The organism is Cohnella nanjingensis (assembly GCF_014212125.1).
Taxonomy (GTDB): Bacteria; Bacillota; Bacilli; order Paenibacillales; family Paenibacillaceae; genus Cohnella; species Cohnella nanjingensis.
In genome coordinates this window covers 1-24,378 of sequence record NZ_JACJVP010000059.1, presented here as the reverse complement: position 1 = coordinate 24,378, position 24,378 = coordinate 1, and the positions used below count along the sequence as shown (strand labels likewise).

General features: G+C 59.7%; 23 protein-coding genes, 15 tRNA genes, 2 rRNA genes and 1 pseudogene. 36 read left to right on the top strand and 5 right to left on the bottom strand.

Annotated elements, in window-relative coordinates:
- From H7C19_RS30445 to H7C19_RS30365, 17 genes are all read left to right on the top strand, one after another.
- Positions 1-132, top strand: a 23S ribosomal RNA gene (locus tag H7C19_RS30445); the annotation flags it as partial.
- Positions 133-250: 118 nt separating this feature from the next.
- A 5S ribosomal RNA gene (gene rrf, locus H7C19_RS30440) occupies positions 251-367 on the top strand.
- A 25-nt stretch (positions 368-392) separates the two neighbouring features.
- Positions 393-468: transfer RNA gene (locus H7C19_RS30435), tRNA-Asn, on the top strand.
- A 3-nt stretch (positions 469-471) separates the two neighbouring features.
- Positions 472-564: transfer RNA gene (locus H7C19_RS30430), tRNA-Ser, on the top strand.
- Between the two features lie 8 nt (positions 565-572).
- A tRNA-Glu gene (locus H7C19_RS30425) sits at positions 573-647 on the top strand.
- Between the two features lie 111 nt (positions 648-758).
- Positions 759-835, top strand: a tRNA-Met gene (locus tag H7C19_RS30420).
- 36 nt (positions 836-871) lie between these two features.
- A tRNA-Asp gene (locus H7C19_RS30415) sits at positions 872-948 on the top strand.
- A gap of 11 nt (positions 949-959) precedes the next feature.
- Positions 960-1,035, top strand: a tRNA-Phe gene (locus tag H7C19_RS30410).
- An 18-nt stretch (positions 1,036-1,053) separates the two neighbouring features.
- Positions 1,054-1,129 (top strand) — tRNA-Thr (locus tag H7C19_RS30405).
- A gap of 16 nt (positions 1,130-1,145) precedes the next feature.
- Positions 1,146-1,229, top strand: a tRNA-Tyr gene (locus H7C19_RS30400).
- Positions 1,230-1,246: 17 nt separating this feature from the next.
- Positions 1,247-1,320: transfer RNA gene (locus tag H7C19_RS30395), tRNA-Trp, on the top strand.
- Between the two features lie 22 nt (positions 1,321-1,342).
- A tRNA-His gene (locus tag H7C19_RS30390) sits at positions 1,343-1,418 on the top strand.
- A gap of 19 nt (positions 1,419-1,437) precedes the next feature.
- Positions 1,438-1,512 (top strand) — tRNA-Gln (locus H7C19_RS30385).
- 8 nt (positions 1,513-1,520) lie between these two features.
- A tRNA-Gly gene (locus tag H7C19_RS30380) sits at positions 1,521-1,595 on the top strand.
- 10 nt (positions 1,596-1,605) lie between these two features.
- Positions 1,606-1,679, top strand: a tRNA-Cys gene (locus H7C19_RS30375).
- Positions 1,680-1,691: 12 nt separating this feature from the next.
- A tRNA-Arg gene (locus H7C19_RS30370) sits at positions 1,692-1,768 on the top strand.
- 6 nt (positions 1,769-1,774) lie between these two features.
- Positions 1,775-1,860: transfer RNA gene (locus H7C19_RS30365), tRNA-Leu, on the top strand.
- A gap of 136 nt (positions 1,861-1,996) precedes the next feature.
- Here H7C19_RS30365 and H7C19_RS30360 read toward each other — a convergent pair.
- The 3 genes from H7C19_RS30360 to H7C19_RS30350 form a co-directional block, all read right to left on the bottom strand.
- Positions 1,997-2,914 carry a YihY/virulence factor BrkB family protein gene (locus H7C19_RS30360; RefSeq protein ID WP_185672852.1) on the bottom strand — a complete coding sequence of 306 codons (918 nt, stop codon included), beginning with the start codon at positions 2,912-2,914 and terminating at the stop codon, positions 1,997-1,999.
- Between the two features lie 73 nt (positions 2,915-2,987).
- Positions 2,988-3,329, bottom strand: coding sequence for a DUF3243 domain-containing protein (locus H7C19_RS30355; protein WP_185672851.1), 342 nt, complete (start codon positions 3,327-3,329; stop codon positions 2,988-2,990).
- Positions 3,330-3,364: 35 nt separating this feature from the next.
- The gene (locus H7C19_RS30350) at positions 3,365-3,559 is read right to left on the bottom strand and encodes a DUF2188 domain-containing protein (RefSeq protein ID WP_185672850.1); all 195 of its coding nucleotides are present in this window, start codon (positions 3,557-3,559) and stop codon (positions 3,365-3,367) included.
- 186 nt (positions 3,560-3,745) lie between these two features.
- On the opposite strand from H7C19_RS30350, the pseudogene H7C19_RS30345 reads away from it, so the two are divergent.
- From H7C19_RS30345 to H7C19_RS30310, 8 genes and pseudogenes are all read left to right on the top strand, one after another.
- A pseudogene (locus H7C19_RS30345) lies at positions 3,746-4,231 on the top strand (MEKHLA domain-containing protein).
- A 366-nt stretch (positions 4,232-4,597) separates the two neighbouring features.
- On the top strand, positions 4,598-4,900 hold the full coding sequence (locus tag H7C19_RS30340) for a hypothetical protein (RefSeq protein ID WP_185672849.1): 303 nt from the start codon (positions 4,598-4,600) through the stop codon (positions 4,898-4,900).
- Between the two features lie 18 nt (positions 4,901-4,918).
- The gene (locus tag H7C19_RS30335) at positions 4,919-5,584 is read left to right on the top strand and encodes a PspA/IM30 family protein (protein WP_185672848.1); all 666 of its coding nucleotides are present in this window, start codon (positions 4,919-4,921) and stop codon (positions 5,582-5,584) included.
- A 3-nt stretch (positions 5,585-5,587) separates the two neighbouring features.
- The gene (locus H7C19_RS30330) at positions 5,588-6,103 is read left to right on the top strand and encodes a PspC domain-containing protein (protein ID WP_185672847.1); all 516 of its coding nucleotides are present in this window, start codon (positions 5,588-5,590) and stop codon (positions 6,101-6,103) included.
- 3 nt (positions 6,104-6,106) lie between these two features.
- Entirely contained in the window at positions 6,107-6,799 is a 693-nt protein-coding gene (locus H7C19_RS30325; RefSeq protein ID WP_185672846.1) for a PspA/IM30 family protein, read from the top strand.
- Positions 6,800-6,936: 137 nt separating this feature from the next.
- Entirely contained in the window at positions 6,937-7,578 is a 642-nt protein-coding gene (gene liaF, locus H7C19_RS30320) for a cell wall-active antibiotics response protein LiaF (RefSeq protein ID WP_185672845.1), read from the top strand.
- A gap of 12 nt (positions 7,579-7,590) precedes the next feature.
- Positions 7,591-8,658 (top strand): sensor histidine kinase, encoded by a 1,068-nt coding sequence (locus tag H7C19_RS30315; protein ID WP_185672844.1) that lies wholly within the window; start codon positions 7,591-7,593, stop codon positions 8,656-8,658.
- The gene (locus H7C19_RS30310) at positions 8,618-9,271 is read left to right on the top strand and encodes a response regulator (RefSeq protein ID WP_185672843.1); all 654 of its coding nucleotides are present in this window, start codon (positions 8,618-8,620) and stop codon (positions 9,269-9,271) included. Before H7C19_RS30315 ends, H7C19_RS30310 begins: the two co-directional genes overlap by 41 nt.
- 140 nt (positions 9,272-9,411) lie before the next feature.
- Here H7C19_RS30310 and H7C19_RS30305 read toward each other — a convergent pair whose 3' ends face one another.
- Entirely contained in the window at positions 9,412-9,930 is a 519-nt protein-coding gene (locus H7C19_RS30305; protein WP_185672842.1) for a hypothetical protein, read from the bottom strand.
- Between the two features lie 337 nt (positions 9,931-10,267).
- Between H7C19_RS30305 and zwf the strand changes: the two genes are divergently transcribed.
- The 11 genes from zwf to H7C19_RS30250 all read left to right on the top strand — a co-directional run bounded on the left by zwf (position 10,268) and on the right by H7C19_RS30250 (position 24,185).
- Positions 10,268-11,821, top strand: a complete 1,554-nt coding sequence (zwf, locus tag H7C19_RS30300; protein ID WP_185672841.1) for a glucose-6-phosphate dehydrogenase — start codon at positions 10,268-10,270, stop codon at positions 11,819-11,821.
- Between the two features lie 28 nt (positions 11,822-11,849).
- Positions 11,850-12,473, top strand: coding sequence for a cyclase family protein (locus tag H7C19_RS30295; protein ID WP_185672840.1), 624 nt, complete (start codon positions 11,850-11,852; stop codon positions 12,471-12,473).
- 301 nt (positions 12,474-12,774) lie between these two features.
- Complete coding sequence (locus H7C19_RS30290; protein ID WP_185672839.1) at positions 12,775-13,404, top strand: YhbD family protein; 630 nt, start codon at positions 12,775-12,777, stop codon at positions 13,402-13,404.
- A gap of 11 nt (positions 13,405-13,415) precedes the next feature.
- Complete coding sequence (locus tag H7C19_RS30285) at positions 13,416-14,051, top strand: hypothetical protein (RefSeq protein WP_185672838.1); 636 nt, start codon at positions 13,416-13,418, stop codon at positions 14,049-14,051.
- The gene (locus H7C19_RS30280) at positions 14,048-14,719 is read left to right on the top strand and encodes a hypothetical protein (RefSeq protein ID WP_185672837.1); all 672 of its coding nucleotides are present in this window, start codon (positions 14,048-14,050) and stop codon (positions 14,717-14,719) included. The genes H7C19_RS30285 and H7C19_RS30280 overlap by 4 nt, the downstream gene beginning before the upstream one ends.
- A gap of 57 nt (positions 14,720-14,776) precedes the next feature.
- The gene (locus tag H7C19_RS30275; protein WP_185672836.1) at positions 14,777-16,270 is read left to right on the top strand and encodes a DHA2 family efflux MFS transporter permease subunit; all 1,494 of its coding nucleotides are present in this window, start codon (positions 14,777-14,779) and stop codon (positions 16,268-16,270) included.
- A 13-nt stretch (positions 16,271-16,283) separates the two neighbouring features.
- Positions 16,284-17,792, top strand: coding sequence for an MDR family MFS transporter (locus H7C19_RS30270; protein WP_185672853.1), 1,509 nt, complete (start codon positions 16,284-16,286; stop codon positions 17,790-17,792).
- Positions 17,793-17,926: 134 nt separating this feature from the next.
- Positions 17,927-19,507 (top strand): MDR family MFS transporter, encoded by a 1,581-nt coding sequence (locus H7C19_RS30265; RefSeq protein ID WP_185672835.1) that lies wholly within the window; start codon positions 17,927-17,929, stop codon positions 19,505-19,507.
- Positions 19,508-19,526: 19 nt separating this feature from the next.
- A complete protein-coding gene (locus H7C19_RS30260) occupies positions 19,527-21,065 on the top strand; it encodes an MDR family MFS transporter (protein ID WP_185672834.1) in 1,539 nt (512 codons plus the stop codon).
- Positions 21,066-21,672: 607 nt separating this feature from the next.
- Positions 21,673-23,259: a peptide chain release factor 3 gene (locus H7C19_RS30255; RefSeq protein WP_185672833.1), complete on the top strand. Its 1,587-nt coding sequence runs from the start codon at positions 21,673-21,675 to the stop codon at positions 23,257-23,259.
- 281 nt (positions 23,260-23,540) lie between these two features.
- Positions 23,541-24,185, top strand: a complete 645-nt coding sequence (locus H7C19_RS30250; RefSeq protein WP_185672832.1) for a DNA-binding response regulator — start codon at positions 23,541-23,543, stop codon at positions 24,183-24,185.
- Here H7C19_RS30250 and H7C19_RS34505 read toward each other — a convergent pair.
- The coding region (locus tag H7C19_RS34505; protein WP_221469564.1) for a hypothetical protein at positions 24,160-24,378 on the bottom strand (219 nt) is incomplete at its 5' end. The genes H7C19_RS30250 and H7C19_RS34505 overlap by 26 nt on opposite strands.

Below are 24,378 nucleotides of genomic sequence, written 5' to 3'. Positions count from 1 at the left end.
CGCGAAGCCCGCCTCAAGATGAGATTTCCCAATTCGTAAGACCCCTGGAAGAACACCAGGTTGATAGGCTCGGGGTGTAAGCACAGCAATGTGTGTAGCTGACGAGTACTAATCGGTCGAGGGCTTATCCTACAACCAACACCCGTTAGGGTGAAGGTAAAGGCTCAAGCCGCAGCATACCACAGGCAAAGATGTTTCTAGCTTCGTTTCGCATCCGGTTTTCAGGGCGCAAGCTCTGTAAGCATTCCGGTCTGGTGATAATGGCGGAGGGGTTCCACGCGTACCCATCTCGAACACGGCCGTTAAGCCCTCCAGCGCCAATGGTACTTGGACCGCAGGGTCCTGGGAGAGTAGGACGTCGCCAGGCTGGAACGCTAAGTTTCAAAACACATTCCCTGATAGCTCAGTTGGTAGAGCACTCGACTGTTAATCGAGTTGTCACAGGTTCGAGTCCTGTTCGGGGAGCCATATGGAGAGATGTCCGAGTTTGGTCGAAGGAGCACGATTGGAAATCGTGTAGGCGTCACAAGCGTCTCGAGGGTTCGAATCCCTCTCTCTCCGCCAGTATTCATGGCCCGTTGGTCAAGGGGTTAAGACACCTCCCTTTCACGGAGGTAACAGGGGTTCGAATCCCCTACGGGTCACCATTACTTGTTATGCCTTGATTCCGCACAAAAAAATGTGGACGAAGGGCTTGCAATGCCAGGGCGATATCGGTTATGATAGTGAACGTCGCCTTAGAAGAAGATGTACAACGACGCGGGGTGGAGCAGCCCGGTAGCTCGTCGGGCTCATAACCCGAAGGCCGCAGGTTCAAATCCTGCCCCCGCAACCAATCTTCTATCTTCGGAGTGATCCGAGACGTTAATGTGGAGCTGTGGTGTAGAGGCCTAACATGCCTGCCTGTCACGCAGGAGACCGCGGGTTCGAATCCCGTCAGCTCCGCCATTTACCCAAATGGCTCGGTAGCTCAGTTGGTAGAGCAGAGGACTGAAAATCCTCGTGTCGGCGGTTCGATTCCGTCCCGAGCCACCATCTGATTTTGCTTAGTAAGCCGTTGTAGCTCAATTGGTAGAGCAACTGACTTGTAATCAGTAGGTTGGGGGTTCAAGTCCTCTCGACGGCACCATTTGTTTTACAGTCATGGAGGATTAGCGAAGTGGCCAAACGCGGCAGACTGTAAATCTGTTCCTTCGGGTTCGGTGGTTCAAATCCATCATCCTCCACCACATCTTTTACCTTTTATAGGGGCATAGTTTAAAGGTAGAACAGCGGTCTCCAAAACCGTTAGTGTGGGTTCAATTCCTGCTGCCCCTGCCAAAGCAACTTCTAATCAAACATGGCGATCGTGGCGAAGTGGTTAACGCATCGGTTTGTGGATCCGACACTCGGGGGTTCAATTCCCCTCGATCGCCCCACTTACGACTTCAATGTTTTTGGGGATTAGCCAAGCGGTAAGGCAACGGACTTTGACTCCGTCATTCCTAGGTTCGAATCCTAGATCCCCAGCCATGCTTTATGCGGAAATAGCTCAGTGGTAGAGCATCTCGTTGCCAACGAGAAGGTCGCGGGTTCGAGCCCCGTTTTCCGCTCCATAGCTTTCTTGGCGCCATAGCCAAGTGGTAAGGCAGAGCTCTGCAAAAGCTCTACCCCCAGTTCGAGTCTGGGTGGCGCCTCCAACTTCATAATGCGCGCCCTTAGCTCAGCTGGATAGAGCGTTTGACTACGAATCAAAAGGCCAGGAGTTCGAATCTCTTAGGGCGCGCCATCACTTGCTGGTGTGGCGGAATGGCAGACGCGGCGGACTCAAAATCCGCTTCCGGCGACGGAGTGGGGGTTCAAGTCCCTTCACCAGCACCAAGGATTGCATGTACGGGTTGTCTAATGAGTAGCTAATTCTGCTCAAGAGACAGCTCTTTTTGATTTTAAAGGCGTTTAGCTGGTCCCGGTGTGTCACCGGAGCCGGCCAGGCGGTATGGCGGCCGAATCGTAGAACTTACGTGTTTGCGGAAGGGGGGAGCGGTTTCCCTCCTTTTTTCTTCTTTAGAAAAGGAAGTTCGAGTGCGAACTTCTTGCAATCCGGCTTCGCCTTGCCCTCCGCGTCGAAGGCGAGGGTCGCGTTGATCTCGCCGCCCACCACGATGATGATGCCGCTTATGTACAACCAGGTCAGCAGAACGATAATCCCGCCGAGACTGCCGTAGGTTTTCGTATAGTTCCCGAAGTTATTGACGTAGAAAGCGAACAGCGACGAAGCCAATATCCAGCCGAGCGTCGCGAACAGCGCGCCGGGAAGGACGGAGCGGAAGGTCAGATGCCGGTTCGGCACATAGCGGTACAGGAACAGGAACACAACCGCGATGATGACGACCGGAATGGCGAACTGGCCGACTGCCCATACTTCGTCGAAGAAAGCGGGCAGGCTGAAGAAGTCGGACAGCCGATCGCCCAGCCAGCGGCCGAAGATGAGCAGCGCCAGGCTCAGGAAGATCACGACCGTCAGGATCACCGTGCAGAGCAGGGAGAGCCCCTTCACTCTCCAGAAAGGACGGGTCTCGGGCTCGTCGTAGGCTTTGTTCAGCGCCTTGATGATGGCGTTCACGCCGCTGGAAGCGGACCATAACGTGCCGATCATCCCGATGGACAGCAGCGTATGGCTGCGGTTGTTCTGGATGCCGTCCAGCGTCTCCGCCAGCACTTGGTTCGACAGGTCGGGCAGCAGCTTCGAGACCGCATCCATCATATCCGCCGTCGTGAAGGGCGTGTAGCCGATCAGCGCCACGAGGAAAATGAGGAAGGGAAATACGGCAAGGATCAGATAGTACGTCAGCTGAGCGCCCATCGCGGGCACTTCGTCGTCTTGGAAACGGCAATACAAATGTTCCGCGAAGCGGATCGTTCGATTCTTGCTCATCGTCGCCCTCCCTCTATAGGCTGGAACATCCGCCGGAGACCGGCGGATGTCTAGGGTTGGTGATCAGGATGGTTCATTCCCGTCCGGCCAGTCGAACCAGCATATGGGCGAGCTTGTGACGCTCGTCCGGTTCGCCGACCCTCCACAGCTCCCTCAGCAATTGCTCCTCGGCATTGCGCGGTTCCTCATGCTCGGCCAGATAGTCGCCGACTTTCTCGGCGACCCGCGCCAACTGTTCTTCGCCGAGACCGAGCGACTGGCCGATCGCGATTCGTTTGCCGAGGTATTCCCGGAAGGCGTCGAAGTCCCTCAGGATCTCCTCCCTCTTCGGGGCGTCGATTCGGGCGATCGCTTCTCCCGCGCGGGAAACGTCCAGTCGGGCATCTTTTTGGATGACGTGCTGCCGTTCGCTCATGTTTATTCCTCCTTCGGATAGGTCATGCCTGCTGGTCAGTGCCCTTTTTTGCGAATCTGCTTGCGGTGGTCCTCGCCCCACTCCTTGGCTTTGGCCGTGGCGATCGAGATGGCTCTGCCTTCTTCATAGCCCTCTTCGAGCAAGGCGTTCGCGATCTCGATCGCCTTGTTGCGCACCGGAGCCATGAAGTTTTGCAAGGAGTCGGGGTAGTCCTTTTTGGTCCAAGGCACGGCGTACTCCTCCTTCCAACGCGTCGGATACTTCTTTCTTGTCCAACTTCGCAAGGGGTGAAACCGAAAAGCGGGAACGGGCCGCTGCGGAAATCCCGCCTAGCGCCGCTTGACGGCGCCAACGGTACCGCGTTATCGTCAGAATAAAACGGAGCCGCAAGCCCCGGCTGGAGAGGAAGGATAAACGTGAATCAAGGGAGAGAAGCATGGCTGGAGGCGCATAGCCGGCTCCTGGCGGATAGCTACGCGCGGGCGACGGGTCACGCGCTGCTGCCGGACACGGCGGATCGTAAACATGGAGGAGAAGGCGAGCGCTTTTCGATCGCGGAACGTCTCTATGAGGCGCCCTTCGTCCTCTTGTCGCACGGCACGGAGGCGGATCCGGTATTGAACTACGGCAACCGGACGGCGCTGCGCCTCTGGGAGATGGATTGGGAGACGTTCACGTCGACGCCGTCGCGGCTCACGGCGGAGCCGATGGCCCGCGACGAGCGCGCGCGTCTCCTGCAGGAGGTGCGGAGCCAGGGGTACTCGGACGCGTATGCGGGCGTCCGCGTGTCGCGAGGCGGTCGGAGATTCCGGATCGAGTAGGCCGTCATCTGGAACGTCGCGGACGCGAACGGACGGTACATCGGACAAGCAGCCATGTTCCCCAAGTGGACGCCGCTATGAGCCGGCAATCTCTCCGCATCGCCTTCGTTATTCGGTGCTTGACGCGTGCCGCATAGAGGAAAGAAACGCATATCCGGCGTCCGTAAGCGGCGGCGCAGGTTTGCTGTATCCATAGGAAGAAATGCACGCCCGGGCCGCCTCGATCAGCCCGTTCCGCGGGCGGTTGGACGATCGTCCGCCGGGGTTGGCACTTGAGACCGTGGCCTGCCCCGACCACAGTCTAGGATCAAAAACGTGCGTTGGTCCGTTATGTCGAATAGGCGGAACGTTTACAATAAGTTTGTGAGGCAAGGAAAAACGGATTCGCCATCTAGCGACCGAGCGAATCGTTAACAACGACGGATTCCATGAAGGGGTGAGAAACGATTGAAAAAGAACAATGGATGGGCTGTCGTATTGATCGTTGTGGGGGCGCTGCTGCTCTTCGGTAAACTCGGCAACGTCGTGGGTTGGTTCATCGGACTGCTGATTCCAATTCTGGTCATCGGTCTCGGAGTCCTGGCATGGCGGAACGGCTACCGCTTGATAGGCGCCATTATCGGCATCATCGGAGCGTTCATGCTGCTGGGCAAGCTGTCCGTCGTGATCTTCTGGATCGCGGTGATCGGGTTGATCGTGCTGGGCATCTCGATGCTCGGCAACAATTCAGGGCGAAGCCGGCGCTGGTAAGCCAAGGAGGATCGAAGCATGAGTGTAATGAAAAGAGTACGCGACATGACCGTGGCCACGCTGAACGAGAGGTTGGAGAAGGCGGAAGATCCCGTCCGCTTGATCGATCAGTTCTTGTGGTCGACACACCAGGAGATCGGGCAATGCGAGCAGCTGTATCGGCAATATGCTTCGCATACCGAACAGCTTCAGCGGCAATGGAAAGACGCCGAGCAATGGAAAGCACGGCGCGAGCAGCAAGCGTTGACGGCGCTCAAAGCGGGCGAAGAAAACGCGGCGAAGCTCGCTCTGCAGGACAAAGTGGCGCACGAGGAACGCGAGGAACGCTACCGCGGCCTCCACGAACAGAGCCGCAGCGAGCTGCTTGAACTGGAGCAGCTGCTGCAGGAGCTGCGCGACGAATACCGCAACGTATACGAGCGGCGTCAATTCTACATCGCCCGGATGGAGTCGCTCCGGCTCCAGCAGCGCTTGAACGCGCGCTTCAGCCCGGGATCCTCGGATCCTTCGCAGATGCTTCGCAAGGTCGATGAGCATCTCACGGATCTGGAGCTCGAGACGAAGAGCTTGCGCGATCTGCGCCGGATGGGTCAAGAGATGGTCTACCATGCGGGAGCGGTCGTCCAGGACGTCGTGGAGAGAGAAATGCAAAATCTGAAACGCAAACTGCAGCAAGGAGGTTAATCGATGCGCAAACTGTACCGTTCGACGCGGGATCGCAAACTGTTCGGCGTATGCGGAGGCCTCTCCGAATACTTAGGCGTAGACGCGACGCTGCTTCGGATCCTGCTCATCATCGTCACCGTCTTCTCGGCCGGTTCCGTTGTCTTCGTCTATATCATCGCCGGATTCGTCATCCCGCGGGAGCCCTACGGCGGAGGCCCCTTCGCGGCCGATCCCTTCGGTTCCGCCGGCGGCTGGCGGCCCCCGCAAGGCGGTTGGACGCCTCCTCCGCAACAGCATGCGCCGCATGCCGAGCCGGCTTGGAGCCACACCCCGCCGCCATGGGCCGGCACCCGCGGCCCGAGCGCAGGCAGCGCGCCTAGACCGGCTTCGCCTCGCCCCGCATCCGCGGCGGCCGACACGGCTGCACCGGAGCTGGACGCGATGATGGAAGATATCGAGAAAAAAGCACTGAAAAAAGAAATCGAAGACCTGAAAGCCCGCATCACCAAATTCGAGCAGCAATCGAAAGGAGAATGACAAATGGGAGTATTTCAACGCGTAAAAGATATGACGAAGGCATCGGTACACGAACTGCTGGATAAGCTGGAGGACCCGGTCGTCATGCTGAATCAATATCTCCGCGACATGGAGACGGAGATTCGCGACGCCGAAGTGACGGTAGCGCGGCAGATGGCGGCGGAAAGACGCCTCAAGCAACGCCTGGACGAAGCGGTACGCATCAGCACGGAGCGCGTAGGCCAAGCTGAGCAAGCGCTGCTCGGCGGCAACGAGATCATCGCCCGCAAGCTGCTGGAAGAGAAGGTCTACTACGAAGGCCAGGCGAACAGCCTGCTGGGTCTTCACGAGCAATCGAACGCGCAAGTCAGCGAACTGACGGCGCAGCTGCACGAGATGAAGGAAGAGTACTACAAGCTTCGCAACAAGCGCAACGAGCTCGCGGCTCGCGCCCAAATGGCCAAAGCCCGCAAGCAAATAGCGCAAGTCAGCTCGCTGCATACGATCGAGAGCGGCTCGGCGTCCCGCGGGTTCTACCGGATGGAAGAGAAGATCATGCAGATGGAAGCCGAAGCCGACGTCGCCCGTATGCCGGGCACGCCGTTCGGAGCGGTATCCGCATCGTCCGTCGATCCGGAGAAGGCGTACCGCGTCGAGCAGGAGCTCGCGGCGCTGAAGAACCGCATCGCGCCGAAGGCCGAAGCCGAAGCCGAGTAAGCGAACGGGGCATTCCCGGGAGCAGGGGATCTATGGTATGCTAGCAAGGATGCGTTCCAGCCATAACGGACCTTCGGATCCGTTATGGCTTTCCATGCCATTAGGGCGGAGATTGCGCGACAGGGGGTGCGGCTGACATGAAGAATCTATCCAAGACCTCGATGGTGCTCATAGCAGCCGGACTCTATCTTGCGCTTGGCGGACTTGCGGGATATGCGACGATCAACGCCATTCTCCTGCTCTGGCTCGGGATCGAACGGTATCGGTTCGACCGCAGCCGGCTCGCGATTGCGCTGATCGCGATCAGCGCCATCATCCTGGTCGCGAGCAACATGGGCTTGGTGCTCGTCGTCATTCTCATCTCGCTCGGCATCTATTTCCTCAAAGCCAAGCCGCCCGCCAAAGGCAATTACGTCAGCCGGCATCGGCCGATCTTGAACCTCAGGCTCGATCAACCGAGCTGGGTCATGCATTCGATGGGGTATTGGCATCTGTTCGGCGAAGTGCGCATGGATCTCTCCAGAGCCGTGCCGGAGGAGAAGGAGACGACGATCGTGCTTCAAGGCCTGGTCGGCGATATCGATCTGATCGTGCCGGAGGATTACGGCCTGCAGATCGAGGCCAATGTCCTCGCCGGACAAGTCGCCTGGAACGGCAAGCACGAGAACGGGATGATGAACCGGATCGCTTGGCGGTCGCCGGACTACGACAGACAGGAATACCAAGTGAAACTCCAGCTCTTTTATCTCGTAGGGAATATTAAAATCAGGCCGATCTAAGGGGGAATTCGAATGGTTTGGCGTCACATGGGCGAAGCCGTCCTGTTCTCCCTTGGCATCGGCGTGCTTGTGGTTTACCTGCTGGAAAGCCAGGGGCTCGCGGCTCCCTTCGAATCCTGGTCGTCGATCGTGACTTTCGGGTTGACGGCGGTGGGGGTGCTGATCGTGGCGGGCGCGGCCTTCGGGCTGATCCGCTGCTATCCGATCCGCAACCGCATCGAGCTGATGCGCGATTCGATGCTGATGCTGGAGCGGGGAAGCGCCGTCCAACCGCTGCCGAACATGGGCAAGGACGAGATCGGCCGGTTGGCCGAACAGCTCACGCGGATCAGCCGCAAGTGGGAAGAGCAGGTTACGACGCTGCAGCGGCTGTCGACCAACAATACGGAGCTTGCCGCCAAGGCGCGGATGAGCGCCGTCGTCGAGGAGCGGCAGCGCCTGGCCAGAGAGCTGCACGACGCCGTCAGTCAGCAGTTGTTCGCGATCTCGATGACGGCCACGGCCGTCGGCCGGACGCTGGATCACGACTTCGAACGCGCGCGCCGCCAGATTGAGCTGATCGAGGAGATGTCCTCGGTCGCCCAGTCCGAGATGCGGGCGCTGCTGCTGCATCTGCGGCCGATACATCTGGAAGGCAAGCGGTTGTCCCAGGCGATCCCGGAGCTTGTGAAGGAAATGAAAGCCAAAGTGGACGTCGACATCTCCCTGGACATGGACGACGAACTCCCGCTCAACAAAGGCGTGGAGAACCATCTGTTCCGGATGGTGCAAGAGGCGCTGTCCAATACCCTTCGGCATGCGCGGGCAACGAAGATGGACATCGCCTTACATAGAAGAGGCGAGACCGTCAGGCTGGCGATCCGCGACAACGGCGTCGGCTTTGACGTGCAGGAGAAGAAGCATGCCTCCTACGGGCTTGTGAGCATGGAAGAACGCGTGAACGAGCTCGGCGGTTCCTTGAACGTCGCCAGCGCGCCGGGCAAAGGAACGCGAATCGAAATTCGGGTGCCGATCGTGGCGGAAGAGAGAGGGTGGGAAGATGGCGGAACAGCAGCCGATCCGAGTGCTGTTGGTCGATGATCACGAGATGGTGAGAATCGGACTGGCGGCCGTATTGGGGACGGAAGACGGCATCGAAGTCGTCGGGGAAGCGGGCAACGGCATGGAAGGGCTCAGGCTGGCCAAAGCGTACGAACCCGACGTCGTACTGATGGATTTGGTCATGGAGGGCATGGACGGCATCGAGACGACGCGGAGGCTTCTGGAACAGCAGCCGGAATGCCGCGTCATCGTGCTGACGAGCTTTCTGGACGACGAGAAGATGTATCCCGTCATCGAAGCCGGCGCGTTCAGCTATCTCCTCAAGACTTCCCGGGCATCCGAGATCGCCGATGCGATCCGCGCGGCTTCGCGCGGCCAGTCGGTCCTCGAATCCCAAGTCGCTTCGAAGATGATGAACCGGTTCCGGAAGCCGGCGCAGTCCGAAGCGCAGCCGCACGAGGAATTGACCGAGCGGGAGATGGAAGTGCTGCAGCTCATCGCGCAGGGCAAGTCCAACCAGGAGATCGCCGACGAGCTGTTCATCGGGATCAAGACGGTCAAGTATCATTTGACGAACATGTTCGGCAAGCTGGGCGTAGAGGACCGCACCCAAGCGGCGATCTATGCCCATCGACACGGACTGGCGGAGTGAGGAGAGCTGAGGCTCTCCTTTTTTTGCGTCTTCCGCAGGGTTGACGCGTCGGCTTCGTGACCCGGCCCCGGAAAGCTGCGGCTCCCGCTCCCAAATAAAACGCGGCCCTCCGTGAAGGACGCCGCGGCGGCCCTTCGCTGTTAGATCTGCTCCGCCACGATCATGCCCGTGCCTGGATGGAGCGAACGAAGCTGCTGTGCCGCCGTATAGATCCCGGCGTCCGCCGGCAGCAGATGGCGGGGCGGCTCGGCGGCGAACGGCTCGGCGATGCGCCGCCAGTCCGAAGGCGTGCGGGCGTCGTTCAGCCGCTGCGCGAGATTGGCGTCCAGGCGAAGCGCGGTTTCGGACGCGAGCCGCGCTCGGAAGCGCTCGGCCTTCGCCTGCAGTTCCAGCATCGACGCATCGGTCGGGGCGCGGCTGGCGCGATCGGCGGCATCGCGCACCTCGATCGCTTGGCGGACGACCGTCCCCGCGGCCTCGGCTGCGCTGCGCAGCGGGGACGACTGGGCCAAGCGGCGTTCGTCCCGAACCGGATTCCGGACGGGAAAGGACGGACGCTCCGGCAGAGCGGGCTCCTCCCGGAACGGATAGAGCGGATAGACCGGGTCGATCGGGAGTACCGGCGTGTAACGTTGGATTCGATTGACGCGCGGGAGCATAGGGGTCTCGCCTCCTTTCTGAATAGGAACCATTACCCCGAATTCGGGGGAACGAATACATACGGTAAGCTACCTATCGTAGCCTATTCCGGCGGGAGCGCTAAATTGACGGATCGGACCGGAAAATGGGGAATGATACGGGAAGGATTCCGGGAATTCTCTCCCGCGGCGAGACGGGAGCGGACATGGAAAAAGCCGCTAAAAGCATAGCGCCGCTCGGTCAATTATGATAAACTACAGTACATGAGATTTGGCTGATCTTCCGCTTTAAAGCGGTACAGCCGAAGGCGGCGCGCACCCGCGCAATTCCATTCCCGATCACAGAAAGTTGAGGATCATGGCCGACAAAACATTGGATCAAATCACCGCCGAAGGCGCGGTCTATTTCATTTTCGGGGCGACCGGCGACCTTGCCCGGCGCAAGCTGTTCCCCGCCCTGTACAGTCTCTATCGCGAAGGCAAGCTTGGAGAACGCTTCGCGATCGTAGGTCTTGCCCGCCGGCCGCGGACGGCGGAGCAGTTCCGCGACGACGTCTACGAGTCGATCCAGGAATTCTGCAGGTACAAGCCGAACGAGGTGCAGGCTTGGCGCGAGTTCGCCGAGCGCTTCACCTACCACTCGCTCGATATCGGTAACGTGGACGGCTTCCGCGAACTGAAGGCGACCACCGAGGAGTTGGAAGCCCGCTACGAGATTCCGGGCAACCGCCTGTTCTATCTGGCGCTAGCGCCGGAGCTGTTCGGCACCGTCTCGCGCAATCTGCGCGACGGCGGGATGCTCGAGAGCGGCGGCTGGCACCGTCTCGTCATCGAGAAGCCGTTCGGCTACGACTACCCTTCCGCGGGGAGCCTGAACGAAGAGATCCGCCACGTGTTCCGAGAGGACGAAGTGTTCCGCATCGACCATTACCTGGGCAAGGAAATGGTGCAGAACATCGAAGTCATCCGCTTCGCGAACGCCTTCTTCGAGCCGCTGTGGAACAACAACCATATCGCGAACGTGCAGATCACGCTCGCCGAGACGGTCGGCGTCGAAGAACGCGGCGCGTATTACAACAAATCGGGCGCCCTCCGCGATATGGTTCAGAACCATATGCTGCAGATGCTCACGATGATCGCCATGGAACCGCCGAGCCGGCTCGACCCGGAGGATATCCGCGACGAGAAGGTGAAGGTGCTGCGTTCCCTGCGCGGCTTCTCCACCCCGGACGAAGTGCGCGAGCGCGTCGTCCGCGGCCAGTATACCGAAGGCGAACAGAAAGGCAAGCCGATCAAGGGCTACCGCAACGAGGACTCGGTGCCGGCCGATTCGGCCACGGAGACGTTCTTCGCGGCGCGCCTGTTTGTGGACAACTTCCGCTGGGCCGGCGTACCTTTCTACGTGCGCACGGGCAAGCGCCTGCCGGTCAAGTCCACGGAGATCGTCATCGAGTTCAAGAACGTGCCGAACAACGTTCTGTTCGCGAGCAAGCAGCAGCTGCAGCCGAACTTGCTCGTCATCCGCGTCAACCCGATGGAAGGCATCTACATCAAGTTCAACGCGAAAAAGCCGGGCAACGATATGACGGTGCAGCCCGTGGCGATGGAGTTCTGCCAGAGCTGCCAAGTCGGCATCAATACGCCGGAGGCCTACGAGCGGCTGATCTTCGACGCCGGACGCGGGGACTCGACCTACTTCACCCGTTGGGACGAGCTGGCTGCCGCCTGGCAGCTGGTCGACCCGATCGCGGCGGCATGGCGGGAGAGCGCGGACGACCTGACCTTCTACCCGGGCGGCGCGTGGGGACCGCAGCAGGCGCACGGGCTTCTGGAGGAAGACGGCTACTTCTGGTGGCCCGTGAACGGCCAAGACGAGGACAACGTCATTTGGGTATCGAATACAGGCAAGTAAGCCGAGCCTGAACGAGGAGGAACCGGATATGCCACGCATTTACGATATCAGCATGACCATCGAGGAAGGCATGCAGGTGTGGAAAGGCTACGACCACAAGAAGCCCAAGATCACCAACGTGCAGAATCACGATCAAGGCAAGCCGCACGAGAGCCGCCTGGACATGGACGTTCACTGCGGCACGCACGTCGACGCTCCGCTGCACATGCTCGCCGGCGGCGAGACGATCGAGACGATCTCGCTCGACCAGCTGGTCGGTCCCGCGCGGGTATTGGATCTGACGCACGTGAAGGACGCCATCACCAAGGAAGACCTCGTGCCGTTCCATATCCAACGGGGAGAGCGGATCCTGTTCAAGACGAGCAGCTCGTACAGCGAGGAGTTTCTCCTGGACTTCGTCTATCTGCGGGAGGACGGCGCGAAGTATCTGGCGGATATCGGGATCGCCATCGCCGCGACCGACGCGCTCGGCATCGAACGCGCCCAATCCGAATATCCGACGCACCGCACGCTGATGCGCGCGGGCGTCATCATCGTAGAAGGGCTTCGCCTGAAGCATGTGGAGCCCGGCAACTACTACCTCGTCATCGCGCCCCTGAAGCTGACCGGCATCGACGCCGCGCCGGCGCGCGCGATGCTGATCGGCGATTAAGCGAGCGCAAGCTCGGGTCACGATACGTCCGCTTCCGCCTTGATAGGCGGGGCGGACTTTTTTTACGGGCAGGAGATATGCGTACGCAGTCCCCTTGTTCCGATCGTCATATCAAACCTATTCGTCCCCGGCCGCCGCGTGTCTATCGCGGCGGCTTCTTGGAGTTGATGCCCTGGGCATATGGTCGCCTTCGCGGGAGGTCGGCCCGTCGAACGGTACGGAGGTTTATTTCGCTGGCAGCGAAACAGCCCTATTTACAACGTAACAGTGTTATGTTACATTATCTTCAGAGGTGAGACAGATGGACCGGGAATTGATCTCGAAAAAAGACCTGCTCGAGTTGACGGGGATCTCGTACGGCCAGTTGTACCGGTGGAAGCGAAAGCAGCTCATTCCGGAAGAATGGTTCGTACGGAAGTCCACTTTTACGGGGCAGGAGACGTTTTTCCCCAAGGATCTGATCCTGGCGCGGATCGATAAGATCCTCAACATGAAGGATGACCTCTCGCTCGACGAGTTGGCGGGGAAATTCTCCCCCCTCCACTTTGAAGCAGCCGTTGCGCATCACGAGCTTTCAGAACGTAACATTGTTTCGATGGTTGTCATAGAACGGTTCAGTACGCCGGCGCAGCTGTCGGGCGCGGAATCTTATAGCTTCGAACAGCTGCTGTACTTGCATACCGTAGACCGGCTGCTGTCCGGGGGAGAGATGAGTTTGGACGAAGCGGGCGTATTGGCCGATACGCTGCGCGAACATTTCCCCAAGTTCGAAGGGAAGCCTTGCGAGCTGCTGTTCACCCGCAAGATGGGGGTATCGTCCTTCGCGCTCGTGTCCGTACCGGCCGACGTGTACTACGATGCCGGCGTGAAGCTCGTGGCGAGATTGTCGATGACGGAGATGGCCGAGCGACTGAGCGGCAAATTGGGATAGGAGGCGCACCGATGAAGGAAGAACAGAAGTGGCCGGACTTGAAGATTAACGGAGTAGGCAATGCGACGGGCGGAAGATACGGCGCCGTGTTGATCGACGGGGTGTGCAAGGTCACCGGGGATCTGCGCGCGAATACGTTCAAGGCGAACGGCAAGCTGAAGGTGAACGGGCATCTCCAAGCCGATGACATGCGCATCGACGGGATCATCGACATCAACGGCGGAATAGGCGGAGAGCACTTGCAGGTGAACGGCTTGTTCAAGGCTTCGGGGAATTGCGAGCTGGAGCGTTTGGAGGCGGTAGGGGGCTTCTCGATCGGGGGGCTGCTGAACGCGGGAACGATCGATATCTGGATGCAAGCGCAGGGCAAGGTGAAGGAGATCGGCGGCGAATCGATCCAGGTGCGCAGGCAAGCGACGTTCCGCAACAGCAAGCTCTGGCGCTGGATGATGCCGAAGCTGGTCCCTGAGCTGCATACGGATACGATCGAAGGCGACGACATCGATCTGGAGAATACGGTGGCGGGCGTCGTGCGGGGCAATCGGGTCACGATCGGGCCGGGTTGCACGATCGGCCGCGTGGAATATCGGACGGAACTGCACGTGCACAAGACGGCGAAGATCGGAAAGGAGGAGAAGCTGGGATGAACGCGGCGAGAAGCGATGTGAGAATGGTCGGCACGACTTCCTCGGTCGGCGGCGTGCTGGGCAAGGTCCGGATCATCGGCGAATGCGAGATGTACAGCGATACCGACTGCACCCGGTTGAACTGCGTCGGGGAGGCCAAAGTCCAAGGCCATCTGCGCGTGGAAGGAACGTTGAAGCTCACCGGCGAATGCAAAATCACCGGCGCCCTGCAGGCGGGAGAAATTCGGGGAACCGGTAATCTGGAGATCCAAAGCGGGATCAGGGGAGACGTGCTGAAGTTCAGCGGCAATCTCGACACCGACGGAGACTGCGAGCTGGAGAAAGCGGATCTGTCCGGCGCGTTCCGGGTCGCGGGGCTGTTGAACGCGGGGAGGCTCAATCTCAATATGTACGGCCCCTGCCGGGCGCAAGAGATCGGCGGAGGGTTCATCCGCATCCGCAAGAGCAAGGTAGCGACAATGAAGGGGTGGATCAACTCCGACGGAGCGGCTCGCCTGCATGCCCGAGTCATCGAAGGCGACATCGTCGAGCTGCACCATACCGATGCCGGCATCGTCCGCGGCAATCGCGTCATCATCGGCGCGGGCTGCAAGATCGGCCGGATCGAGTATCGCCAAGAGCTGCGGGTCGACCGGCATTCCGAGGTGAAGGAACGGGTGCAGTTATAAGGTTGTCGATGAAGCATACGGATATAGAAAATGAGTTAGAGAAGGGTAGGAGAGAAAATGAATGCCGCAAGTTCAGAGGCAACGCCGCCATCCGTCGATCTGAGCAAGATCAAACGGGGACCGATCGTATTCGCGCTCATCATCGGCGCATTCGTCGCGATCTTGAACGAGACGCTGCTCGGGAACGCGCTGCCGGATCTCGTCGAAGCGTTCAACGTTCCGTATTCCACGATTCAATGGCTGACGACGGCCTACATGCTCGTCATCGGCGTGCTCGTCCCGATTACGGCGATGCTTCAGCAGTGGTTCACCACCAGGCAGATGTTTCTAGCCGCGATGGGCTTGTTCTTCGCCGGTACGGTCATCTCGGCGGCGGCGCCGGAGTTCGGCGTCCTCCTCACGGGCCGGATCGTTCAAGCGATGGGCACGGGGCTCATGCTGCCGGTGTTAATGAACACCATCCTGGTTATCTTCCCGCCGGAGAAGCGGGGAGGCGCGATGGGCCTCATCGGTCTCGTCATCATGTTCGCGCCCGCCATCGGTCCGACGGTATCGGGACTGATCATGGACTCCATGTCCTGGCGCTGGCTGTTCCTCCTCGTCATTCCGTTCGCGGCGATCGCCATCCTCATCTCCGCGCTGTACCTGCGCAACGTAACCGTCCCAACCAAACCTAAGGTGGACATCCTCTCGATCCTGCTCTCGACCATCGGCTTCGGCGGCATCGTGTACGGCTTCAGCAAAGCCGGCGAACTCGGCTGGTCCGAGCTTGAAGTCTACGGTCCGATCGCCATCGGAGGCATCGCGCTGCTGCTGTTCGTCTGGCGTCAGCTCGCGCTGAAGGATCCGATCATGGATCTGCGCGCCTTCAAGTATCCGATGTTCACGCTCGTCGTCATTCTGCTGTTCGTGCTGATGATGACGCTGTTCTCGACGTTGACGCTCTTGCCGCTGTTCCTCCAAGGCGCGCTGCTCATGACGGCGTTCAAGTCCGGCCTTACGATGCTGCCCGGCGGCGTGGTTAACGGGATCATGGCGCCGATCTCGGGCAAGCTGTTCGACAAGTTCGGACCGCGCGTCCTCGTCATCCCCGGTTTGTTCGTCGTCGTCGCTTCGCTCTGGCTGTTCACGCAGATGGAAGCCACAAGCTCCACGGGCTACGTTATCTTCGTCCATATCGTAATGCTCATCGGCATCTCCATGGTCATGATGCCGGCGCAGACGACGGGCTTGAACCAGCTGCCGCCTCATCTGTACCCGCACGGCACCGCGATCCTGAACACGCTGACGCAAGTATCCGGCGCGATCGGAGCGGCGCTGTTCATCAGCATCATGTCGTCGGGCACGAAGGATTACCTGGAGGGCAACGCCGCCAACCCGGCCGCGCCGACGCAGGCGGAGCAGGTGCAGGGCATGCTCGCGGGCCTGCACGATTCGTTCTGGATCGGCCTTGCCGTCTCGGTGGTCGCGCTCGTGATCGGCCTGTTCATCCGCCGCACCCATCAAACGCCAAGTCAAGAACAAAAAGGAGTGGCCACGAGTGACGCGTAATCCCGGAAGCCATATGGGCATCGTGCTGGCCGCCCTGATGCTCGGCATCTTCGTGGCGGCGATCGACAATACGATCGTCGGCACGGCGATGGCCACCATCGTCTCCGATCTCGGGGGCTACGACAAGATCGTCTGGGTCACCTCGGCGTATCTCGTCACCGAGATGGCGGGCATGCCGATCTTCGGCAAGCTCTCGGATATGTACGGGCGCAAGCGGTTTTTCGTCTTCGGCATCATCGTCTTCCTGCTCGGATCGGTGCTGTGCGGCACGGCGACCAGCATCGTCGAGCTGAGCATCTACCGCGCGATTCAGGGCATCGGCGGCGGGGCGCTCGTCCCGGTCGCGTTCACGATCCTGTTCGACGTCGTTCCGACGGAGAAGCGGGGCGCGATGTCCGGCATCTTCGGCGCCGTCTTCGGCACGTCGAGCCTGGCGGGTCCGCTGCTCGGCGCCTACATCACCGATCATATCGCCTGGCAGTGGATCTTCTACATCAACCTGCCGCTCGGCCTAGCCGCACTCGGACTGATTCTGCTGTTCTACAAGGAGTCGGTCGAGCACGCGAAGCAGCGGATCGATTGGTGGGGGGCAACGACGCTCGTCGGCGCCGTCGTCTGCCTCATGTTCTCCCTGGAGCTCGGCGGCCATGAATATGCTTGGGATTCCGCGCAGATCATCGGCCTGCTTTCGGCATCGGCCATCCTGCTCGCAGTCTTCCTGTACGTCGAGACCAAAGCGGCGGAACCGATCATCTCGTACGATATGTTCCGCAAGCGGCTGTTCGCGTTCGGGACGCTGGCCGGGTTGTTCTACGGAGCCGCGTTCATCACGTTCGCGATGTATATTCCGATCTTCGTGCAGGGCGTGAACGGCGGCTCGGCCACGAATTCCGGCCTGATCCTGCTGCCGCTGACGCTCGGTTCGGTCTTCTCGTCGCAGATCGGCGCGTTCGCCGCGATGAAGACGTCCTATCGGAACGTCATGATCGCGTCCGCTTTGATCCTGATTCTCGGCGCAGCGCTGCTCTCCACGATTACGCCGGACACGTCCAAGACGACGCTGGTCTTCTACATGATCATTACGGGCGTCGGCGTCGGCTTCTCGTTCTCCGTGCTGGGGATGTCCAGCATGCACGGGTTCGACGCGCGGCAGCGGGGCTCCGCGAGCTCGACGATGTCGTTCGTCCGGTCCCTCGGCATGACCGTCGGACTGACGGTCTTCGGCATCATGCAGCGCAATACGCTGACCGGCAAGCTGACGGATGCGTTCGGCGGCGGGAATGCGGGAGCCGCGCCGATCGGCGACATCCGGGAGACGCTGACGCCGGAGAAGCGCAAGGCGATTCCTCCGGATGTCTTGAACAAGATCATCGACGCGTTGTCGTCTTCGATCGCGCATATGTTCCTATGGGCCTTGGTGCCGGCGGCATTGGCGCTGGTCGCGGTCTTGTTCATGGGCAAAGCCCGCATGATCTTGCCGGCCAAGGGGGAACAAGGCGCGAAGGCGGGCGCAGGGCACTAAGCCGAGCGGAGACGCTGATCGTCGATCGCTCGCGCGCGCTGGAAGAATGAGGAGATTCGGTTCATATTGAGTTCACAAAACCGTCGTACGCTAGCACCAGTCCTTGAAGGAGAGAAAAGGAGTGGAGCTGGCGTATGTCGCATTCGAAGACAAATTTGCCTCTGGTCATCGTCGGGCTGATGCTGGGCATGCTGTTGTCCGCGCTCGACCAGACGATCATGGCGACGGCGATGCCGACCGTCGTGGAAGACCTGGGCGGATTCACGTATTACAGTTGGGTATTCTCCATCTACATGCTGACGTCGACGACGAGCATGCCGATCTTCGGCAAGCTGGCGGACCTGTACGGGCGCAAACGGATGTATATGATCGGGATGGGGCTGTTTATCCTAGGTTCCGCGCTCAGCGGCCTGTCGCAGAACATGACGGAGCTGATCGTGTTCCGGGGTATCCAGGGTCTGGGCGCAGGCGCGCTCATGCCGCTGGCCATCACGATCATCGGCGATGTCGTCTCGCTCGAACAGCGGGGCAAGATGCAGGGGATGTTCGGCGGCGTCATGACGATCGCGAGCATCATCGGACCTGCGATCGGCGGCTTGTTCGTCGATCATCTGAGCTGGCATTGGGTGTTCTACATCAACCTGCCGTTCGGGATCGCGGCCATGGTCATTCTGGGCATCGCGCTCCGCGAGAACGTGAGCAAGAAAAAGCGCTCGATCGATTGGCTGGGCGCGATCACGCTCAGCGGCTCGATCATCTCGATCCTGCTGGCGCTCGTGCTCGGCGGCAATACCGAATCTCCCGGCACGCACTATGCTTGGGGCTCCGGACAGATCATCGGGCTGTTCGCGATCGGCGCCGTCTTGCTCGCGGCGTTCCTGTGGATTCAGACCAAAGTCAAAGAGCCGCTCATCCCGCTGCACCTGTTCCGCAAACGGACGATCGCGGTCGCGTCGCTCGTCGGCTTCTTCAGCACCGTCGGCCTGTTCGGCGCCATCACCTATATTCCGCTGTTCGTCCAGGGCGTCATCGGCGTAAAGGCTTCCATCGCCGGCTATATCCTGACGCCGATGATGCTGGCGGTCGTGTTCACCGCGGTCGTGGGCGGACGGTTCTTGAACCGGTTCTCCTACCGCGCGTTTATTCTTACGGGCATGATCCTGATGGCCGCCGGCTTCGCCTTGTTCGCGACGATGGACGTGGAGACGACCAACTTGCAGGTCAGCCTGTACATGGTGCTGGCGGGACTCGGCATGGGACTTATCATGCCGACGCTGAATACGGCGGTCATCGGCGCGGTCGGACCGGAGCAACGGGGCATCGTCTCGTCGCTGCCGCAGTTCTTCCGGTCTATCGGGGGCACGATCGGCGTTAGCATCATGGGCGTCGTCATGACGAACCGGCTGACCGCCGAGATGCCGTCCGTGGCAGGGAAGTTCGCCGGCGTGCCGGCCGATCAGCTGAAGGCGTTCCTGAATCCGCAGGCGCTGCTGGACAAAGCCGCCCGAGCGAAGATCCCCGCGGACCTGCTGCTCGAGCTGCAGAAGGCCTTCTCGCACGGGGTGACAGGCGTGTTCCTCACGGGCATCATCGCAATCGCGATCGGCTTCGCCTGCAGCTTGTTCATGGGCGGGGATCGCATGCTGAAGCAGTCGGCGGGTCAGCCGGAAGAGAAGGGGACGGCAGCGGCGGGCAGCGCGTCCGCCATGCATTAAGAGAGATAGGGGAGGCAACATGACCACTGCAATTCCAAACAAAAACAACAAGGCGCTCGTCCTGATCGGGCTCATGCTCGGATTGATCTTCGCCGAGCTCGACGAGACGATCGTATCGACGGCAATGCCGACCATCATCAAGCAACTGCACGGCTTGTCCCTGTACGGTTGGGTGGCGGGCGTCTACATGCTCTCCGTTACGCTGTTCATGCCGATCCTGGGCAAGCTGGCCGACCTTTACGGCCGCAAGCGCGTCTACCTGACCTGCCTGGCGCTGTTCATGGCCGGCTCGATCGTGAGCGGGCTCGCGCATTCGATGCCGATCCTGCTGCTCGGGCGCGGCATTCAGGGGATCGGAGCGGGAGGACTCATGCCGCTCGCCATGGTCATCCTGGGAGATACCTACGAGCTGGAACAGCGTGCCAAGATTCAGAGTCTCGTCGGCCCGCTCATGATCCTGCCGCAGCTGCTAGGTCCTACGGTGGGCGGCTATCTGGTCGGCCATGTCAACTGGCACTGGGTATTCCTCATCAATATCCCGGTCGGCCTGCTCGCGGCCGCCGTCATCGCGACCGGCATGCGGGAGACCCGCGGCGAGGAGAAAAAGCGGATCGACTGGGCCGGCTCGGCCACGCTCGTCCTCGCGCTCCTCTCATTCCTGATGGCGCCGGTGCTGATCGACAACCAAGGCTTGTCGTGGTCGTCGCCGCTCATTATCGGTCTTCTGGCGCTCTCCGCTTTCCTCGTCGGATTGCTGGTCTGGATCGAGAAGCGGGCGGCGGAGCCGATCATTCCGCTTCATCTATTTAAGAACCGGACGGTCGTCGTGCTGTCCTTGCTCGTCTTCGTCTTGATGCTCGGCATTATGGGCGGGATCGCTTCATTCCCGTTCTTCGCTCAGAACGTCATGGGACTGACGCCGACCGCGGCCGGGTATCTCATGCTCGCTTTCATGGCGGGCGCAATCCCCGCGAGCATCGTGAACGGTTTCCTCATTACGAAGGTGCCTTACCGCACGCTGTTCATCGTCTCGTTCATCCTGCCGATCATCGGGTTCTATCTGCTGTCTCAACTGGGCGTGGGCACTACGGTTCTGTATGTGATCGCCAGCTTCTTTATCCTCGGCATCGGCATGGGCGCGCTGTTCGGGGGCGACAACCTGATCGTCCAGGAGTCCGTCGACAAAGCGGACAGCGGCATCGCGCTCTCGACCGTTCAGCTGTTCCAGTCGCTCGGAGCCACGATCGGCCTCAGCATCTTCGGCAGTCTGCTGGCCAACCACATCAAGACCGGCGTTCAGGGGATGAAGGATCAATTCCCGGCCGGCACGTCGGACGACATCATGACCGGGGGCATCCCGGGAGGCTTGTCGCCTTCGCTGCTGGAGGATGTGCGTTCGGTGTTCGCGCACGCCTTCCAGAACATTTACGGCATCGCGCTCGGCTTCGTGATCGCCGCGTTCCTCATCTGCTGGTTCATGAAAAACGAGGTGCTGAAAAAGCGGGAGGCGGAGACCGACGCTTCGGAAGCCCAGGCGGCCGTCTCGCTGGAAAGCTAGGCGCGACATTCGGCCGACGCCGCGCAACAAGGGCGAAGAATTCGCATAATCTTTAGAAGAAGTTCGTAGCGGCCATGACGCCGCCCTCCCTTCGGGGAAGGGCGGCGTTATTCGCGTCGCTGCTTCGGCTGCGCTTTTTTCGGATGAGCAGCTCTATCCGCCCGTTATCGATCCAAATCGTCCTTGAAAAAATCGAGTGGCGCGATCCAAAAGATTCGTCCTTTTCCGGGAAGACGACGACGCCTTTTTTACTTGGTCATACAGCATGTACAAGTTCCACGCCTATCCATCCCTGTATGCCCTCCGATAAAAACGTTTTGCCATCTGCGAAGACGGCAAAGCCTTTTTTACTTGGTCATACAGCATGTACAAGTTCCACGCCTATCCATCCCTGTATGACCTCCGATAAAAACGTTTTGCCATCTGCGAAGACGGCAAAGCCTTTTTTACTTGCGTAGTGTGGTATAATGGAAGCTGTCATTTTGTTCGTCATACAGAATGCATAGGTTTTGCGCCTATCCATTTCTGTATTACCTCCGATAAAAACGTGTCACCGTCTAGGAAGACGGCAAAGCCGTTTTTACTTGAAGAAGGGAATCCGTGATCCATGAGCCAATCCGTCCGCGAAGAACTCAAGCAGGAAGTGGCCAAGCGCCGCACCTTCGCGATTATCTCTCACCCCGACGCGGGGAAAACGACCCTCACCGAGAAACTGCTGCTGTTCGGCGGCGCGATCCATATCGCGGGCTCGGTCAAGGCGCGCAAAGCGGCGCGCCACGCCACGAGCGACTGGATGGAGATCGAGAAACAGCGGGGGATCTCCGTCACTTCGTCCGTCATGCAGTTCCAATATGCCGGCAAAAACGTCAACATCCTCGATACGCCCGGTCACCAAGACTTCAGCGAAGACACCTACCGCACGCTGACGGCCGCCGACAGCGCGGTCATGCTGATCGACGTCGCCAAAGGCGTCGAGGCGCAGACGATCAAGCTGTTCCAGGTATGCCGCAAGCGGGGCATTCCGATCTTCACGTTCATCAACAAGCTGGACCGCGAAGGCCAGAACCCGTTCGAGCTGCTGGAGGAGATCGAGCGCGTGCTCGGCATCCGTTCGGTGCCGATGAACTGGCCGATCGGCATGGGCCGCGAGCTGTGCGGCGTCTATGATCGGATGAAGAAGCAGGTGGAGCTGTTCCAAGGCAACGACCACTCCACCATCGAAGTTCGTCCGGCCGAGGACTACAACGACCCGGCCATCCGCGAGATGGCGGGCGACTATCTCGCCGACCAGCTGGCGCAGGATCTGGAGCTGCTGGACGTGGCGGGCGATCCGTTCGACTACGACAAGGTGCGCGCAGGCGAGCTGACGCCCGTATTCTTCGGCAGCGCCGTGAACAACTTCGGCGTGCAGACTTTCCTTGAGAACTTCCTGCAGTTGGCTCCCGCGCCGACGTCCCGCCGCACGACGGACGGGGAAGTGGAGCCGGAGAACGAGAAGTTGACGGGGTACATTTTCAAGATCCAAGCGAACATGAATCCGGCCCACCGCGACCGGATCGCCTTCCTGCGCATCTGCTCCGGCAAGTTCCAGCGCGGCATGTCGGTCCGCCATGTGCGGGTAGGCAAAGATATCAAGCTGGCGCAGCCGCAGCAGTTCCTCGCGCAGGATCGGGATATCGTGGAGACCGCCTATCCGGGGGATATCATCGGCTTGTTCGACCCGGGCATCTTCCGCATCGGGGACAGTCTGGCGGAGGGCGGGAACATCACGTTCGACGAGCTGCCGACGTTCTCCCCTGAGATCTTCGCCAAGGTGTCCGTGAAGAACGCCTTGAAGCAGAAGCAATACCTCAAAGGCCTCGATCAGTTGACGGAAGAAGGCATGGTACAGGTCTTCCGGTCGGTCGGTCCGTTCGAGGACACGTACCTCGGCGTCGTCGGCCAACTGCAGTTCGACGTGTTCGAGTACAGGATGAAGAACGAGTACGGCGTCGACATCCAGCTCGCTCGTACACAGTTCCAGTTCGCCCGTTGGATCGTCGCCGACAAGATCGATCCGACCAAGTTCCGCATCAACTCCACGCTCGTCAAGGACAAGAACGACAACAACGTGGCGTTGTTCGAGAACGAATACGCGATGCGCACGGCGATCGACCGTATGCCCGAAGTGACGTTCCTGGAGACGGCGCCTTAAGGGCATTGCGAGCGCGGGGCATGCGGCATAGCGTCCGGGATGACAAGCAGATTGAACGGGTGCATGCAGCGCACGTCAACGCAGGTGTCGACGGATGGGTGCATGTAGCGTTTCTTCAGACGTGGAAGATGCCTACGCAATATTCGACCTGAAGCACAGGCCGTTCGTTCCGGATAATCCGGAGCGAGCGGTTTTTTTATTTTGATGTGCGCGTTTGACACTTAATTTGAGAAGAGAGAGAGGGAGAAGCGATGAAGTCAACGGGGAAGGACGAGGCATTTATGAACGCCTATGATTTAATGATGGCGCGAGCGATCAAGGACAGCCGCGGTGAACGCAAGCGGAGGCTGCAGGAGGAGCACGGCTACTTGGAAAAGCGATTCCTAGAGAACGTATGGTGGCCGGCCGTCGGGAATCTGGATCATTTGCATCCGGAGTACGAGATTCGCGATTTCAAGGATGGCGTCAGGTATGGCGATTATGCGTATCTTCCTTCCCCCGGGCTCGGATTGCTCCTGGAAGCGGACGGTTATGGTCCTCATGGGCGAGATATAACCAGGTGGCAATTTGGAGATGGCTTGGAGAGGCAGAATCACATTTGGATCGAAGGGTGGAAGATGCTGCGATTTTCCCGGGACTACATCTTGGAGAAGCCTCGGCAGTGTCAACAGACGCTGCTGGCCGGTTTGGCGAAGTGGGCAGGATGGCTGCAGCGCGGCGAAGCGGACCTTAACATGTACGAGCGTGCGATTCTGCATCTGGCAGGGGAATATAGGAACAATATGAACTTTTCATTCATCCATACAACTTTAGGGATTAATGACAGAACGGCAGCCAAGAATTTGAGATCGCTGGTCGAGAAGAAGTTTCTGAAGCCCCATATTTCAAAAAGCGGCAGAATCATGAGTTATTCATTGATCGATTAAGCATCGCAAGAGACGCCGGAGCAGCAAAGAGACGTACTGAGTATGTCACATGAGCGGCGAAGGCCGCCGGAGCAGTAAAGAGACGTTCTAGGTACGTCACATGAGCGGCGAAGACCGCCGGAGCAACAAAGAGACGTACTGAGTACGTCACATGAGCGGCGAAGGCCGCCGGAGCAGTAAAGAGACGTTCTAG

Coding starts and splice junctions, on each gene's coding strand:
- H7C19_RS30330 (WP_185672847.1), top strand. CDS start 5,588: ATGCGCAAACTGTACCGTTCGACGCGGGATCGCAAACTGTTCGGCGTA.
- H7C19_RS30285 (WP_185672838.1), top strand. CDS start 13,416: ATGAAGGAAGAACAGAAGTGGCCGGACTTGAAGATTAACGGAGTAGGC.
- H7C19_RS30325 (WP_185672846.1), top strand. CDS start 6,107: ATGGGAGTATTTCAACGCGTAAAAGATATGACGAAGGCATCGGTACAC.
- H7C19_RS30295 (WP_185672840.1), top strand. CDS start 11,850: ATGCCACGCATTTACGATATCAGCATGACCATCGAGGAAGGCATGCAG.
- H7C19_RS30275 (WP_185672836.1), top strand. CDS start 14,777: ATGAATGCCGCAAGTTCAGAGGCAACGCCGCCATCCGTCGATCTGAGC.
- H7C19_RS30335 (WP_185672848.1), top strand. CDS start 4,919: ATGAGTGTAATGAAAAGAGTACGCGACATGACCGTGGCCACGCTGAAC.
- H7C19_RS30265 (WP_185672835.1), top strand. CDS start 17,927: ATGTCGCATTCGAAGACAAATTTGCCTCTGGTCATCGTCGGGCTGATG.
- H7C19_RS30270 (WP_185672853.1), top strand. CDS start 16,284: ATGGGCATCGTGCTGGCCGCCCTGATGCTCGGCATCTTCGTGGCGGCG.
- liaF (WP_185672845.1), top strand. CDS start 6,937: ATGAAGAATCTATCCAAGACCTCGATGGTGCTCATAGCAGCCGGACTC.
- H7C19_RS30310 (WP_185672843.1), top strand. CDS start 8,618: ATGGCGGAACAGCAGCCGATCCGAGTGCTGTTGGTCGATGATCACGAG.
- zwf (WP_185672841.1), top strand. CDS start 10,268: ATGGCCGACAAAACATTGGATCAAATCACCGCCGAAGGCGCGGTCTAT.
- H7C19_RS30280 (WP_185672837.1), top strand. CDS start 14,048: ATGAACGCGGCGAGAAGCGATGTGAGAATGGTCGGCACGACTTCCTCG.
- H7C19_RS30250 (WP_185672832.1), top strand. CDS start 23,541: ATGAACGCCTATGATTTAATGATGGCGCGAGCGATCAAGGACAGCCGC.
- H7C19_RS30360 (WP_185672852.1), bottom strand. CDS start 2,914: ATGAGCAAGAATCGAACGATCCGCTTCGCGGAACATTTGTATTGCCGT.
- H7C19_RS30260 (WP_185672834.1), top strand. CDS start 19,527: ATGACCACTGCAATTCCAAACAAAAACAACAAGGCGCTCGTCCTGATC.
- H7C19_RS30355 (WP_185672851.1), bottom strand. CDS start 3,329: ATGAGCGAACGGCAGCACGTCATCCAAAAAGATGCCCGACTGGACGTT.
- H7C19_RS30315 (WP_185672844.1), top strand. CDS start 7,591: ATGGTTTGGCGTCACATGGGCGAAGCCGTCCTGTTCTCCCTTGGCATC.
- H7C19_RS30305 (WP_185672842.1), bottom strand. CDS start 9,930: ATGCTCCCGCGCGTCAATCGAATCCAACGTTACACGCCGGTACTCCCG.
- H7C19_RS30255 (WP_185672833.1), top strand. CDS start 21,673: ATGAGCCAATCCGTCCGCGAAGAACTCAAGCAGGAAGTGGCCAAGCGC.
- H7C19_RS30290 (WP_185672839.1), top strand. CDS start 12,775: ATGGACCGGGAATTGATCTCGAAAAAAGACCTGCTCGAGTTGACGGGG.